The sequence below is a fragment of the Curtobacterium sp. NPDC092190 genome (assembly GCF_044755625.1).
Taxonomy (GTDB): Bacteria; Actinomycetota; Actinomycetes; order Actinomycetales; family Microbacteriaceae; genus Curtobacterium.
Window position 1 is genome coordinate 409,412 of sequence record NZ_JBIVRJ010000003.1, and the last position, 14,786, is coordinate 424,197.

9 protein-coding genes are annotated in these 14,786 nt (G+C 72.6%); 5 read left to right on the top strand and 4 right to left on the bottom strand.

The features are described 5' to 3' along the window. Nucleotides 1-41: 41 nt before the first annotated feature. Genes ACIQFY_RS09765 through ACIQFY_RS09775 form a run of 3 tightly spaced genes read left to right on the top strand, consistent with a single transcriptional unit; the run spans nucleotide 42 to nucleotide 2,826 of the window. Nucleotides 42-722, top strand: coding sequence for a M15 family metallopeptidase (locus ACIQFY_RS09765; RefSeq protein WP_209683889.1), 681 nt, complete (start codon nucleotides 42-44; stop codon nucleotides 720-722). Next, complete coding sequence (alr, locus tag ACIQFY_RS09770) at nucleotides 719-1,858, top strand: alanine racemase (RefSeq protein ID WP_400339686.1); 1,140 nt, start codon at nucleotides 719-721, stop codon at nucleotides 1,856-1,858. The genes ACIQFY_RS09765 and alr overlap by 4 nt, the downstream gene beginning before the upstream one ends. Beyond that, complete coding sequence (locus tag ACIQFY_RS09775) at nucleotides 1,855-2,826, top strand: ATP-grasp domain-containing protein (protein ID WP_326495597.1); 972 nt, start codon at nucleotides 1,855-1,857, stop codon at nucleotides 2,824-2,826. The genes alr and ACIQFY_RS09775 overlap by 4 nt, the downstream gene beginning before the upstream one ends. 44 nt (nucleotides 2,827-2,870) lie before the next feature. Here ACIQFY_RS09775 and ACIQFY_RS09780 read toward each other — a convergent pair whose 3' ends face one another. Next, entirely contained in the window at nucleotides 2,871-8,297 is a 5,427-nt protein-coding gene (locus ACIQFY_RS09780) for a discoidin domain-containing protein (protein ID WP_400339689.1), read from the bottom strand. Nucleotides 8,298-8,521: 224 nt separating this feature from the next. Between ACIQFY_RS09780 and ACIQFY_RS09785 the strand changes: the two genes are divergently transcribed. Beyond that, nucleotides 8,522-10,285, top strand: coding sequence for a discoidin domain-containing protein (locus tag ACIQFY_RS09785; RefSeq protein ID WP_326495595.1), 1,764 nt, complete (start codon nucleotides 8,522-8,524; stop codon nucleotides 10,283-10,285). A 55-nt stretch (nucleotides 10,286-10,340) separates the two neighbouring features. Then, nucleotides 10,341-11,198 (top strand): formate/nitrite transporter family protein, encoded by an 858-nt coding sequence (locus tag ACIQFY_RS09790; RefSeq protein WP_400339692.1) that lies wholly within the window; start codon nucleotides 10,341-10,343, stop codon nucleotides 11,196-11,198. A 70-nt stretch (nucleotides 11,199-11,268) separates the two neighbouring features. On the opposite strand, the gene ACIQFY_RS09795 is transcribed toward ACIQFY_RS09790, so the two are convergent. Genes ACIQFY_RS09795 through ACIQFY_RS09805 form a run of 3 tightly spaced genes read right to left on the bottom strand, consistent with a single transcriptional unit; the run spans nucleotide 11,269 to nucleotide 14,758 of the window. Further along, complete coding sequence (locus tag ACIQFY_RS09795; protein WP_400339695.1) at nucleotides 11,269-12,828, bottom strand: glycoside hydrolase family 32 protein; 1,560 nt, start codon at nucleotides 12,826-12,828, stop codon at nucleotides 11,269-11,271. Next, the gene (locus tag ACIQFY_RS09800; RefSeq protein ID WP_209683910.1) at nucleotides 12,825-13,769 is read right to left on the bottom strand and encodes a carbohydrate ABC transporter permease; all 945 of its coding nucleotides are present in this window, start codon (nucleotides 13,767-13,769) and stop codon (nucleotides 12,825-12,827) included. Before ACIQFY_RS09800 ends, ACIQFY_RS09795 begins: the two co-directional genes overlap by 4 nt. Continuing rightward, nucleotides 13,766-14,758 carry a carbohydrate ABC transporter permease gene (locus ACIQFY_RS09805; protein WP_066652333.1) on the bottom strand — a complete coding sequence of 331 codons (993 nt, stop codon included), beginning with the start codon at nucleotides 14,756-14,758 and terminating at the stop codon, nucleotides 13,766-13,768. The genes ACIQFY_RS09800 and ACIQFY_RS09805 overlap by 4 nt, the downstream gene beginning before the upstream one ends. Nucleotides 14,759-14,786: the final 28 nt, after the last annotated feature.

Sequence of the window (14,786 nt, forward strand, 5' to 3'; positions counted from 1 at the left end):
GCGTACGCTCCGACGACACGGTCCACGCTGCACTGGTCGACATGCAGCACCGTCCCGCTCCTCCCTCCGTCCCCGTCCCCGCACGACCGCGACGAACCGGGGCCGTCCTGGTCGTCGTCCTCCTCGCCCTCGTCGCGGCGGTCGCCGTCGTCCTCGTCGTGCTGTCCGCCGTCTCCGGCCGCCCCGGAGCGACCGGCGGCGCACCGGGGCACGGCCTCACCGGCGCCTCCGCCGGCACACACGACGACGGCACGGCCGGCGCCGCCACCGGATCCGCCGCCGGCGAGGTGCCGTCCGGCGCGTCGGTCTTCGACGACGACCTGCCCGCGGTCGCACGACTGCAGCCGGACCTGCTCGACGCGGTCCGTCGCGCTGCCCGGGACGCCGAGGGCGAGGGCGTGCGCTTCGTCGTGAACAGCGGCTGGCGCTCCCCCGCGCTCCAGGAACGACTCCTCGACGACGCCGTCGCCGAGTACGGCTCGCGGCAGGAGGCGGCGCGCTGGGTCTCGACGCCCGAGACGTCGCTCCACGTCCGCGGCGAGGCGATCGACATCGGGGACTGGGATGCGGCCACCTGGCTGCAGGACAACGGCGCTCGGTACGGGCTCTGCCAGGTCTACGACAACGAGGCGTGGCACTTCGAGCTCCGGCCGGACGCCCCCTCCGACGGGTGCCCCCGCAAGTACTGGGACCCGACCGGCGACCCGCGGATGCAGCAGTGACCGCGTCCGGGTCGCTCCTGACGGTCCACGACGACGCCATCCGCGCCAACACGACCTTCTTCGCCGCCCTGACGGGCGGACGGTTGATGGCGGTGCTCAAGGCCGACGGGTTCGGGCACGGGGCGGTCGCACGGTCCGTCCTGGAGGCCGGGGCCGGCTCCGTCGGTGTCACGAGCGTCGACGAGGCGCTCGCGGTCCGCGCCGAGGGCGTGACCGCACCGGTGCTGAGCTGGCTGAACCCACCGGACGCGGACTTCGCTGCGGCGGTCGGCGCCGACGTCGCGCTCGCCGTCGCCGACCCCGCCGTCCTGGTCGCCGTCGTGGTCGCGGCACGCGCCGTCGGTCGCGCGGCACGGGTGCACCTGCACGTCGACGTCGGCATGGCCCGCGAAGGGTGTGCGCCCGCCGACTGGGCAGCGCTGTGCTCGCTGGCGCGCGAGGCCGAGGGCACCGGCGCGGTCCGGGTCGTCGGCGTGATGGGGCACATGTCCTCGGCGGACCGCCCCGAGGACGACCAGAACGTCCGCGAACGCCTGCTCTTCGGCAACGCCGTCCGGACCGCCCGTCGCCGCGGGCTGACCCCGTCCACGGTGCACCTCGCGGCCACCGCTGCCACGCTGACCGGCGTCGGCGCCGGGTTCGACCTGCACCGGATCGGCGCCGGACTCTTCGGCATCGACCCCTCGGGCACGACCGACCGGCTGCGGCCGGCGCTGTCGCTGACGACCGCGGTCGTGTCCTCGCGCTCGGTGCGGGCGGGCACCCGCATCGGGTACGGCGGGACGAGCACGACCGCGTCCGCGACGAACCTGGCGCTGCTGCCGCTCGGGTACGGCGACGGTCTCCCCCGCGCTGCCTCGGGCCGGGCCGAGGTCCTGGTCCGTGGTCGCCGGCGTCCGGTCGTCGGGCGGTTCTCGATGGACAGCGTCGTCGTCGACACCGGCACCGAACGCACGTCCCCGGGCGAACCGGTCACCGTGTTCGGCCCCGGGGTCGGCGGCGAACCGACCGTCGCCGAGTGGGCGGCGTGGGCGGGGACGATCCCGCACGAGCTCGTCACGCGGATCGGCAGCCGGGTCGCCCGCGTGCACCGCACCAGCACCAGCACCAGCACCAGCACCGAGGAGCACCCGTGACCGACCGACCACACCACCGCGTCGCCGTGATCGGCGGCGGCGCGAACGACGAGCACGACGTGTCCCTGGCCTCCGCGGCGGCCGTCGTCGTCGCACTCCGCACCGGCGGCCACACCGCGGTCCCGCTGACCGTCGGCCGTGACGGCACGTGGCACGACGAGGACGGGTCGCTCCTGCCCCCGGCCGACGCCGTCGCCCGGTTGACGTCCTGCGACGCGGCCTTCCCGCTGCTCCACGGCGAGCACGGCGAGGACGGCGCCGTCGCCGGGCTGCTCGACCTCGTGGGTGTGCCCGTCGTCGGCTCACCGGTCCGAGCCGGCGCCCTCGCGGCGGACAAGTGGGTGACGAAGACGGTGGCCGGCGCGGTCGGCATCGCCTCCGCGCCCGCCGTGCGCGTCGCGGCAGCGGTGTCGGCGGACGAGGCAGCGGCGGCCGTCCCGTCCGCACCCCCGCTCGTGGTGAAGCCGACGTCGGCCGGGTCGAGCAACGGCGTGACCCTGGTCCGGCGGCACGACGACCTGGCGGCGGCGATCGCGCACGCGCGCTCCGCCGGCGGCACCGTGCTCGTCGAGTCGTTCGTCGCCGGGCGGGAGGTCGACGTGGCGCTGTTCCGCGACCGGTCCGGCGTCCTGCGGTGCGGCGCGACACTGGAGATCGCCACCGACGAGCGCGGTGTCTTCGACCGGGAACAGAAGTACGACGGCAGCGCCCCGTTCCGGGTCCCGGCCGGCCTGTCCGTCGCCGAGCACGCAGCGGTCACCGGTGCAGCCGCCCTGCTCTACGAGGTCCTGGGCTGCGCCGGGGTCGCCCGCTTCGACTTCTTCGTGACCGGTGACGGGGTGGTGCTCAACGAGGTGAACACCGCGCCGGGCTTCACCGAGCAGTCGCAGGTCCCGCGGATGTACGCGGCGGTGGGCCTCGGCTACGTGGAGCTCGTCGACGAGCTGCTCGCCGCAGCACTCGGCTGACCGGGCGGGCGGCGGGCGACGTCGTCCGCCGCCGCCCGCCCGCGCTACCGGACCTCGAAGGCGTACGTCGAGTAGCCGTACGGCGTCGCCCGGTCGACACCCTGCAACCGGATCTGCCGCCACGTACCGGACAGCGGGACCCGGTCGGTGCCACCGTCGCCGTCGGTGACTGTGGCGATGGTCGTCCACGCTCCGGTCGTCGCGTCGCGACCCTCGATGCGGTAGGCGCGGCCGTACGCGTCCTCCCACCGGATCGTCGCCTCGTGCACCTCGTGGCGCGCGCCGAGGTCGACGTCGAGCCGGGCATCGTCCCGGTGCTCACTCGCCCACCGCGTGCCCGGGTCCCCGTCCACCGCCTGGCGCGCCGGTGTCCCTGCCGACTCGTCGCCGGACGACGAGACCGCGGCGCGCCGGGCGAGGTCCGGCGTCGGCGTGCCCTCGGTGGAGAACACCCGGAACGACCACACCGAGACGCCGTACCGGGTCGTGCGCGAGTCGGCCACCAGGCGCACGAAGCGGGCCCGGACGCCGTCGAGGTCGTGCGTCTCCGTCCCGCCCCGTCCCTCGGCCGTCGTCGAGACCGTGCGCCACGGGTCGGATGCGCGGTCGCGGACCTCGACGTGGTCGGACGCGGCCGCCGCAGCCTCCCAGACCACCTCGACGCGGTCGAGCGGCACCACCGCGCCGAGGTCGACGGCGAGCCACTCGCCGTCGCGCGCGGCGCTCGACCACCGGGTCGTGTCGTCGTCGTCGACGGCGGCGTCGCCGGACAGGTCACCGCGCTCGTCGGACGAGGTCGTCACCTGCTTGCCGACGGCGACGTCGCGGGCGACCGTCGGCTCCCCGCCCTGGTCGAGGGTCGTGAGGACGGCCTGCCCGGTCGCCCCACCGCGGTCGGCGCGGACCGTCGTCGTCACGCCGCCGCGCTCCGGCACGGTCGCGGTGCCCGAGCCGCTCACCGTCGTGCCGTCGTCAGCGGTCCAGGTCGGTTGCGCCGGGCCGGTCAGCAGTCCGCCGTACCCGTCGGCGTCGAACCCGTACGCGGCGAGCCGGACGGCGGCGCCGGGCAGCACGGTGGCGCTGCGGGGGGCGACCAGCAGGTCGCGGACGACCACGTCGGCGGCCGTCGGCGTCCCCGTCACGTGCACGTCCCACACCGAGTAGCCGTACTGGGTGAGGCGCTCGGTCATGTGCAGCCGGACGAAGCGGCCGGTCGCACCGACCGGCACCGTGTCGACCGTCGCGTCGGTGTTCGACACCGATCGGACGTCCCGCCACGGGCCGTCGTCCGTGTCGGACACCTGCACGACGTACCGTGCCGCTGCGGCGTTCTCCCACGTGACCCGGACGGAGTCGACGTCCCGCGCGGATCCGAGGTCGAGCGTCAGGTCCACCGTGTCGACGCCGTGCACGCTCTCCCAACGGGTGGCGGGGTCCCCGTCGACGGCCTTCGCCGCGGTGTTGCCCCCGTCGGTCGAGCTCGCCACGGCGGCGGCGACGCCCACCTCGGGGACGGACGCGATCGACGAGACGACCGCACTGCCCTCGACACCGCCAGCCGTCGCCACGACGTAGCCTGCGCCGGGCGCGGTGGTGGTGAGGGTCCCGTCACCGGTGACCGTGCCGGGTGCGGTGGTGCTCCAGGCGACGTCGGCGGGCAGCGGAGCCGGGTCGCCGTACTGGTCGTGGCCCTCGGCGGAGAACGTCACCGGGTCGCCGACCACGGCACGGGCGGTGCCGGGCGTCACGGCGATGCCGGTGAGCACCGGTGCCGGTGCGACCCGGAAGTCGTACGAGTCGGACACCCCACCGACGGTCGCGGTGACGGACGCCTCGTCCGCCGCGGCTGCCGCGTGCAGGGTGCCGTCCTGGTCGATCGTCCCCGCGCTGGTCGACCACCGCACGTCGTCGAGCGGCATGGTCGCGCCGTACTGGTCGTAGCCGGTCGCGGTGAACGCGGTCGTGCTGCCCGGGGCGAGCGTGCGCGGGTCGCCCTCCGTCCCGACGACGACCTTCGCCAGTCGGGCATCGAGGTGGGACGTGATCTGCGTCCGGGCGGGCACCGCGATCTGCCCGACGACCCGCTGCCCCGCGTACACGTCGTAGGTGTGCTGGACGTCGTCGACGTTGTCGATCACGTAGGAGTACGTGCCGTCGGCGGCGCGGAACACCTGGCTCAGCGGGTTCGACGTGTGGCGGTCGGTGACCTCGTGCCCGACGGTGCGGTTCGACATCGCCTGGTGGTAGACCATCCCGGCCATCGACTGCCCGGTCACGGTCGGGTCCTGCGCCTCCCAGAGCGCCGCGTGGACGTCGGCGTAGGTGTCCGGGTCGTACTGGGCGAGGAACCCGAGGACGACGTTGCCGAGTGCATCGCCCATCTCGCTGAAGACGGCGGCCGCGCGGGCGGTGTCGGCGCCCGGGCGGTGGTGGGTCAGGTCGACGCCGTACAGCCGGCCGATGGTGTCGGGGTCCGCCCGGTAGTCGGTGACGAGGAACGGCAGGAGCGGCGACGGCTCCGGCCAGTCCCCCGGCTGCCGGTCCGCCGTCGGGCCGTCGAGCTGCGCGGGCACGAGTGCCGCCGGCAGGGCCTCGGGTGTCCACCACCGGGACGGGAACACGACGGAGCCGTCGTCGTCGACCGAGACGTACAGCGTGTCCGTCGACCGGTCGTACAGGGGGTTCGTCGCGGTCTTCGCGGTCACGTACCCCGGGTGGTTCCGCTCCACGGCCCGGATCGCGTCCTGCAGCTCACCGATCGCCGCCGACCGGTCCCGCGTGATCGCGACGTCCCCGTAGGTACCGACGCCCCACCACTTCTTGGTGAGCATCTGCACGCGCCCGGCGTTGCCGTCCACGACGCCGTCCTGCCCGACGACCTCGCCCCGGGCGGCCATCATCTGCCGCATGATCGCCTTCGAGAAGTCCGGGTCCCACCCGAAGTACGTGAACCACGGCGCGGTCGGCATCCACTGGATCCCGTAGATCCACGCGGGGTCGCCGGAGAAGTACGTGGCCTCGGCCTGCCCGGAGTCGAAGAGGATCCCTGCCTGTCCGGCGTCGTACGCCTCGGGGAACGCGCCGTCGCCGTCGTACGCCGCCGACGCCGGGTTGCCGTGGGCGTTCTGGTAGTAGTCGCGGACGGCGGCACGCTCGGTGACGTACTGCACCGCACCGGCTGCCTGCATGTCCTCGTCACCGAGCACCGACCCGAGCAGGAACAGCCCGGCCTCGGACTGGATCGCCTCGGACGACGACTCCTGGTTGTTGCCGCCCGGCGAGGACACACCGCCGGCGTTCGAGTGACCGGTCCACACGCCGAAGGTGCGGAAGTGCGGGAAGCGCTCGTCGTCCCGGTCCCAGTTCGCGTACTGCTTCGCGACGAGGGTCGCCATCTCGCCGTACCGCTGTGCCCACTCGGGGTCGGCCCGCCCGAGCAGCGCGGTCGCGAGTGTGAAGTAGCCGTAGTGGAAGTGGTTGTCGTTGAACTGGGCGGACCCGTACGAGTCGCCGAACCCGATGAGGGCCTTCCACGTCGGGTACATCGCGAAGAAGTGCTCCCGCTCGCCCTCGCTGTACGTGTACCAGTCCGTGAGTGCGCGCTCGAGGGTCGCCCGCATCCGGTCGGCGTCCTCGGTGTCGCCGATCTGGTCCGCGACGCTCATGTACGCGCCGAGCTGCTGCAGGTCCTTGCCGCCCCAGTAGGTGTCGCCGCCGTAGGTCTCCTTCGCGGCGTAGTCCGACAGGTACTGCCGCATGACCTCCTCGCGGTACGGGTCGTCGCCCGTGCTCGTCGGCTCAGCGCCGATCGGGGTCAGCCCGCTGAAGGCGTACCGCAGCTTCCAGCCGTCGTGCCCGACGGTCGTCCTCATCGTGCCGCGCGGCGTCGCGTACGTGGCTCCGGTGAACGACAGGTCGTGCGTCGCCTCGGCGTACTGGTGCTGCAGCCAGCCCTGGACGGTGTCGTGGTCCGAGCCCTGCAGCACGTCCGTCTGCAGCGACCACCGCTGCTCGACCTGACCCGCCGCGGGGTCGTACGAGTAGTCCATCCGGGTGTCCCGCGGGACGGCGAAGGCCGTGCGGTGCAGGTCGTCGAGCGTCAGCCCCTGCTCGGGCACCGCGCTGAGCACGAGGAAGGGGGTGCCCGCGGACGCCTCGAGCACGTTCCCGGAGCGGGTGAAGGTGGTGCCGGTGGGTGCGTGCACCCCGAACACGTGCCCGTCCTGCCGGATCTCGAAGCGGTCGGTCGTGATCGTCCCGGTGAGTCCGCGGCCGTCGGCGTCGGTGAGCGCGGCGCCGTCCTGCAGGGTGATGCGCGGGGTCAGGCCGTGGAACTCGAACCACTCGTACGGCGACCCCTGCACGCTCGTCACGTCCATGTACTGACCGCCCGGTCCGGCCTGTGGCATCCGCCAGCTCACGTTCCAGTCGCCCCAGCGCAGGGCGTCGGCCCGATCGGCCGAGAACGCCGTCGTGAAGCGCTCCGCGATGCCGTCCGGGGCGTCGGTGAGCAGCACCTGGTCGACCAGGACGTGCGCCCACCCGGCACGGAGCGAGTCGACGACCCGGACCTGCGCCGTCCGTCCGCGGTACGCGCTGACGTCCCACCTCGTCCAGCGCAGCTCCTCGCTGTCCGCGCCGGTCGCCTCCTCGACCACCTCGCCGTCGACGAGCAGCTGCACCGCCTCGGCCCCGGGGTGTCGGCCCCCGCCGACCAGGAAGGCGAGGGTCGACCGGTCGACCGTGAACCCCGGCGAGGTGAGCGTGCCGGTCGCGCCGTCGCCGTCGCGGTCGGTGAACGAGTCGACGAACCCACCACCGAGCCAGCCGGACACGGCGCTCTGCCCCGACGCGGTCCCGGACGAGGTCCCGGCGAAGGCATCACCGGTCGTGGTCCACCCGTCGGGCAGACCGTCCTCGAAGTCGGCGAGCACCCGGTCGGAGGCGTCCGGGGTCGGGTCCACCGTGCCGCCCACGGTGACCGGCGCGTCGAGTCGCATCGCGGTGCCGTCCGCGTTCCAGGACGTCGGGTACGTGAGCTTCGTCCCCTGCGCACTGTTCGACGACACGAACGGGTACGCCCACATGTCGCCCGAGTACCTGCTGACGAGCAGGTCGGTCCACCACTGGTTCGTGGGGACGGGCTTCCCCGCCTGCGACGGGTCGACGTACAGGTGCTGGTCGACGGTCTTCCGCACGTCGGCGACGGACGCGATCTCCGCCGGCGGCGTCGGCGCGTACGAGCCGGCCCCGACGCGCACGCCGTCGACCTGCGGGCCGGCAGCACCGGGAGCGGATGCGGCGGCCCGGTCGACCGGCGGGTCTGCCAGGTCGGCGGAACCGGTCCCTGCGGCAGGGTCCGGCAGGACCGTCGGGAGGGTGCTCGCCGACGCGAGGTCCGCGGCGGCGACGGGCGCGAGCGAGAGCCCGCCGAGCAGGAGCGTGACGACGACGGTTCGGACCAGGTGCACGGAGGGGTCCCTTCCGGGGGCGGAGGTTCGGCGGCGGTGCGTGCGTCGGGTCGCAAGGATCTCTGTCGGCAGCCTCGCCACCGACGTCAGCAGAAGTGAGGATCCGTCCTGGAGGCACGGTGACGGCCCGCCTCGCTCGTCCCCTCGGACTGGGGTGACGCCCGCCCGTTGACCCACTCCGACGGCTTCCGTACGGTTGCCGGGTCTCGATCGGAAGGGGCCCGATGCGCGTCACCACCACCCACGGCCGGACCGCCACGACGGCCGTCCGACTCATCGCTTCCATCGTCGCCGTCGTCCTGCTCGCGGTGGTGCTGGTGACGGTCCGGGCACCGGCGGCCAGCGCCGCACCCGCTCAGCTCTCGAAGGGCCGCCCGGCCGTCGCCTCGTCGAGCGACGCCGCGTCCCGTGGTCCGCAGATGGCGGTCGACGGACGCGCGGGCACCCGTTGGGCGAGCGCGCGGTCGGACGCGCAGTGGCTGCGTGTCGACCTCGGTGCGGCGGCGCGACTCGAGCGGATCGACCTGCGGTGGGAGACGGCGTACGCGAAGGCGTACCGGCTCCAGGTGTCGTCGGACGCGAAGACCTGGAGCACCCTCGCAAGTACCTCGTCCGGCAGGGGCGGTGTCGAGCGCAAGGCGGTGTCCGGCACGGGCCGGTACGTCCGGATGCTCGGTGTGCAGCGTGCGACCGGTCACGGCTACTCGCTGTGGGAGTTCCGGGTCTACGGGACACCGGTGACGACCACACCGAGCGCGACGCCGACACCGACCCCGCCGCTGATGCCGACCCCGACGCTGATGCCGGCGGCGGGGGTGCGCGTCACCGGCACGCAGGGGAACTGGCAACTCACCGTCGACGGGAAGCCCTGGCTCGTCCGGGGCGTCACGTACGGCCCGTCGAACGCCGAGGCGCCGACGTACCTCGACGACGTCGGCGCCATGGGCGTCAACACCGTCCGCACCTGGGGCACCGATGCGTCCTCGGCGCAGCTGTTCGACGCCGCGCGGGCGCGGGGCATGCGGGTCGTCGCCGGGCTCTGGCTCGACCAGGGCGTCGACTACGTGCACGACTCCGCGTACAAGGACGCGACGCTCGCGAGCATCACGAGGACCGTGACGACGTACCGCGATCACGGCGGGGTCCTCGTGTGGGACGTCGGCAACGAGGTCATGCTCGGCCAGGGCGAGGCGCAGCGCGTCGCGTACGCGCAGTACGTCGAGCGGGTCGTGCAGGCGATCCACCGCGTCGACCCGTCCCACCCGGTGACCTCCACGGACGCCTGGACCGGTGCCTGGAGCTACTACCACCGGTACACGCCGAGCCTCGACCTCTACGCGGTCAACTCGTACGGCGGCATCGGCTGGGTGCAGCAGGCGTGGCGCGACGGCGGCTACACGAAGCCCTACCTGGTGACGGAGACCGGCCCCGCGGGTTCGTGGGAGGTCCCGACCGACGCGAACGGCGTCCCGCGTCAGCCGACGGACACCGCCGCGGCCCAGGCGTACACCGACGCGTGGCGTGCGGTGACGGCAGCGCCGGGGGTCGCCCTCGGCGCGACGATGTTCCACTACGGCGTCGAGGACGACGAGCCCGGCGTGTGGCTGAACCTGCGCACCGGCGGACTCAAGCGGGCGTCCTGGTACGCGGTGCAGCAGGCGTACCGCGGGACGGTCGCGGGCAACCGACCGCCCGACGTGGGGAGCACCACCGTGACCCCGTCCTCCGGTGTCGCGCCCGGTGCGACCCTGTCGATCACCGCCCCGACGACCGACCCCGACGGGGACGCCGTCACGTGGCGCGCTGCCACGTCGAGCCGGTACCTCGACGGCAACGGCGCACAGCGCCCGACGCCCGTCGTCCGCGCCGCCGACGGAACCCTGCGGATCAGCGCCCCGACCGCCCCGGGTGCCTGGAAGATCACCGTCTACGCCCTCGACGGGCACGGCAACGTCGGCATCGGCACGACGTCGGTGCGCGTCCGCTGAGCCCGGAACCGCACCGTCGTCGGCTCCCAGCGGGTCCGGGGCTACCGTCGGACCGGTGACGGACGAACGACGCCGCGAGGTCGGCGACAACGACGCCCCGGTCGAGGACGAGATCGAGGAGTCCTTCGACGCGGTGGTCGACGAGGGGGCCGAACGCCTGCAGCGGACCCTGCGGGTGGTGCTCGCGACCGGGTTCGCCGGCGGCCTGGAGATCGGGCTCGGCGTGATGGGGTACCTGGCCGTCCTGCACGAGACCGACAGCCACCTGCTCGCGGGCCTCGCCTTCAGCATCGGGCTCGTCGCGCTGTACCTGGCGCACAGCGAGCTCTTCACCGAGAACTTCCTCGTGCCGATCGTGGCGCTCGTCGCCCGGGAGGGCACGGTGTGGCAGCTCGTCCGGCTCTGGGCGGGGACGCTGGTCAGCAACCTCGCCGGCGGTTGGGTCGTGATGTGGCTCGTCGTCCAGGCGTTCCCGCAGTGGCACACGGTGCTCGAGGAGTCCGCCCGGCACTACGTCGACGCCCCCTTCGGACTGCAGACCGCGGTGCTCGCCGTGCTCGGTGGGAGCACGATCACCCTCGTGACCCGCATGCAGCAGGGCACCGACTCGGACCCGGCGAAGCTCGTCGCGGCGATCGCCGGTGGCTTCCTGCTGGCCGGTCTGCAGCTCTTCCACTCGATCCTGGACTCGCTGCTGGTCTTCGGCGCCATCCAGGCGGGGGCGTCGATCACGTACGGCCAGTGGGCCGCCTGGTTCGGCTACGTGCTCGTGTTCAACGTGCTCGGCGGTGTCGTGCTGGTGACGTCGCTGCGCCTCATCCGGTCGGCGGACCTGCTGCGCGGTCGACGGCGCGACGCGCCGGACGCACCGGACCGTGCGACGGGCGAGCAGGAGCGGGGCACCGCGCGCTGACCGGACCGGGTGCCGGACGGGAGGCCCGTGGCGGCTTCGCCACGGGCCTCCCGTCCGGCACGGCGTCGGGTCAGCCGACCGGGGTCGTCTCGTCCGCGTCGGCGGATGCCGTCACGGTGACCGCGTGCGGCCCGGGGTCCACCAGCAGGCGACGGCGTGCGTCGGTCGCCGACCCGGCGAGCAGCGCCGTCATCGAGCCGGTGCCGGCACCCGACGAGACCTCGACCGACGACTCGTCGAACCACAGGGTGAGCGCGACGCGGTCGCCCTCCGGTCGCACCGTCGACGCCACGTGCCGTCCGAACGACGCCGGGAGCCCCGGCACGGCGGGACGGTCGAGCCGGAGCGAGGCGTCGGCGGCGTCGTAGCGCAGGCCGAGCCGACGTCGGCCGTCGGCGTCGTCGAGCTCCAAACGGACCACACCGTCGGGTCCGCGCAGCGTGATCACGACCTCGACGCGGACGAGTCCCGGGAGCTCGTGGGTGCTCGCCGCGTCGTCGTCGTGACGAAGCACCGTGTCCACGGCACCGGTCGGGCCGACGATCCGCTGCACCAGCTCGAGGCGTCCGTCCCGCTCGGTCAGACCGAGGGCCCGAGCAGCGGTCATCGCGCCGCGCCACGGCGTGGTCGGCAGGTCCTTCGCGTAGTCCCAGTTGTCCATCCACGCGACGAGCGTCCGGTCTCGGAGGCCCGTACCGGAGAAGGTCACGCCGGCGTACGAGTCGGGACCGTGGTCGAGCCAGCGGTACGTCGCGAGCTCCTCGGTGGACTGCTGCCGCCAGGACCCGTCCGGCGACCGGGTCTCGGCGGGGAGCGGCTCGTCCGGGACGAACCGCTCCCCGTCGAACTGCCCGAGCACGACGTGCGTACCGGATCCGCCCGCGACCCCGCCGGGGTTGAGGCTGACCAGCAGCACCCAGACCACGCGGTCGGGGTCGCCGTCGACGGTCAGGGGGAAGAGGTCCGGGCACTCCCAGACGCCACCGACCGGACCGGCGGGACCGTAGGTCGACACGAGGGTCCAGGTGCGCAGGTCGGTCGACCGGTGCACGAGCACCTGGCGGTCCTGGGCCTCGACGGCGACCATGATCCAGCAGGGTCCGTCCGTGCCCTCGTACCGGAACACCTTCGGGTCGCGGAAGTCGGCGGAGCCGCGGCGCAGCACCGGGTTCCCCGGGTACTTCAACCACCGGTACCCGCCGTCGGTGCTGGAGGCGAGGGCCTGCGACTGCTCGGTCTCGGCGGCCTGCGTCCAGATCGCGACCAGCGGCGGCTGCTCGGCCGATCCGAGCCCGCTCGTGTTCTCCGCGTCGAACACCACGGAGCCCGAGAAGACCTGCCCGTCCGCGTCGGCCTCGAGCGCCACCTCGTGCTCGGTCCACGTGAGCAGGTCGGTGCTCGACGCGTGCCCCCAGCCGACCGTGCCGTGGTCGATCCCGTCCGGGTTGTGCTGGAAGTAGAGGTGGTACCGGCCGTCGTGGACGACCAGGCCGTTCGGGTCGTTCATCCAGTTGCGGGCGGGCGTGAAGTGCTGCCGCGGGCGCCGGATCGTGGCGCCGTCGGCTGCTGGCTCGGTCCAGGTGCGCTCCGTCGCCGGCACGTCGGACTGCGTCGCCGTCTCCGTGCTCACTTGACCGACCCCGCGGTGAGGCCACGGACGAAGAAGCGCTGGAGCGACAGGAACACCACGAGGGGCACGATCAGCACGATGAACGAGCCGGCCGCGACCAGGTTCCAGCCCGACCCGTACTGTCCGAGCAGCCCGAGCAGGCCCTGCTGCAGCACGGGGTTCGTGTTGCCGATGAAGATGTACGCGACGAGGTAGTCGTTCCAGACCCAGAGGAACTGGAAGATCGCGAACGACGCCAGCGCCGGCACCGACATCGGGACCGCGAGCCGCCAGAAGATCTGGAAGTGCGACGCGCCGTCGACGCGGGCGGCCTCGATGAGCGCGACCGGGAGCGTCGACATGTAGTTCCGCAGGATGTAGATGCAGAGCGGGAGCGCGAACGCCGAGTGCACGATCCACGCCGCCGGGAATGTGCCGGTGATCTGCAGCCCGGTCGCCTGCGTGATCGTCTTGTACAGCTGCAGGACCGGGATCAGCGAGATCTGCACGGGCACCACGAGCAGCCCGACGATGACCGCGAAGTAGAACTCCTTGAACCGGAACTGCAGGAACGTGAACGCGTAGGCCGCGAACGCGGAGATCATGAGCGGCAGGATCGTGGCCGGGACCGCGACGGCGACGCTGTTGAGGAACTCGGCCGCCAGGCTCTGCCCGGTCCCCGAGGTCGCCCCCGTCAGCGCGTTCGAGTAGTTGTCGAGGGTCCACTCCGTACCGAACAGGTTCCCGAAGACGGTCCACCACCCGGTGCTCTGGGCGGCGGTCGTCGTGCGGAAGCTCGTGACGAGCAGGCCGATCGCCGGCACCATCCAGAGCACGGCGATGACGCCCATGACGATGCTCAGCAGGACGCGGGGACGCTGCTCGGCGCTGGTCTTCGTGACCCGTTCGCGCTTCGTCGCGACGATCTCCGGGGCTCCGGCCACCGGGACGATCTCGGTCATCGGAGGGCCTCCTGTTCGCGGTAGGTCCGCACCTGGTACACGATGACGGGCACCACGGCGAGGATGAGGATGACGACCACGGCGGACGCCTTCCCGGGGTTGTTGAACGCGAAGAACTGCGAGTAGAACTCGACGCCGAGCACGTTCGTGTCGAACTGCCCGTTGGTCATCGCGAAGACGATGTCGAAGATCTTCATCACCGTGATGAGGACCGTGATGCCGACGGCGATGATGGTCGTGCGGATCTGGGGAGCGATCACACGGAAGAACGCCTGCCGCTCGCTGGCACCGTCGATGCGTGCCGCCTCGATCGTCTCCTCGGGCACGGCCTTGATCGCCGCGGAGAGCAGGACCATCGCGTAGCCGGCGTTCAGCCAGATCACGACCGCCATGAGCAGGAAGCTGTTCATGCGCAGGAAGTCGTTCTGCAGCCACGGGATCGGGTTCTGGTGCGTGATCGCGGTCCAGATGCCGTTGAGCAGGCCGACCTGGGGCTGTCCCGGTGCGTTGTACGCGTACACGAACGACCACATCGACGCGGCCGCGATGAAGCTCACCGACATCGGCAGGAAGATCAGGGACTTGAACGTCTTCTCGCGCTTCGGCCCGAGGCGGTCCGCCAGGGTCGCCACGAGCAGGCCGATCACGACCACCACCGCCGGGACGACGATGATCCAGAGCAGGTTGTTGAACAGGGTCGACAGGAACGACGGCGTCGAGAAGAGCGAGACGTAGTTGTCGAGGCCGCCGAAGGACGTCAGCCCGTACTGGTCCGTCTTCTGCAGGCTCTGGATGACCGTCTGCACCGTCGGGACGACCAGGAAGACGAGCAGGAGGAGCAGGACCGGCCCGATGAAGACGTAGGGCAGCAGTCGACCGTGCCACTTGCCGTGCGTCTTCGAGACCAGGAAGTTCAGCCCGAGGTAGATCAGGAACGAGACGGCCAGTCCGCCGATGACGGAGACGAGGACGCTGAGGACTTGCTGCACGAGGGGTCACCTCACTTCGTTGTCGGGG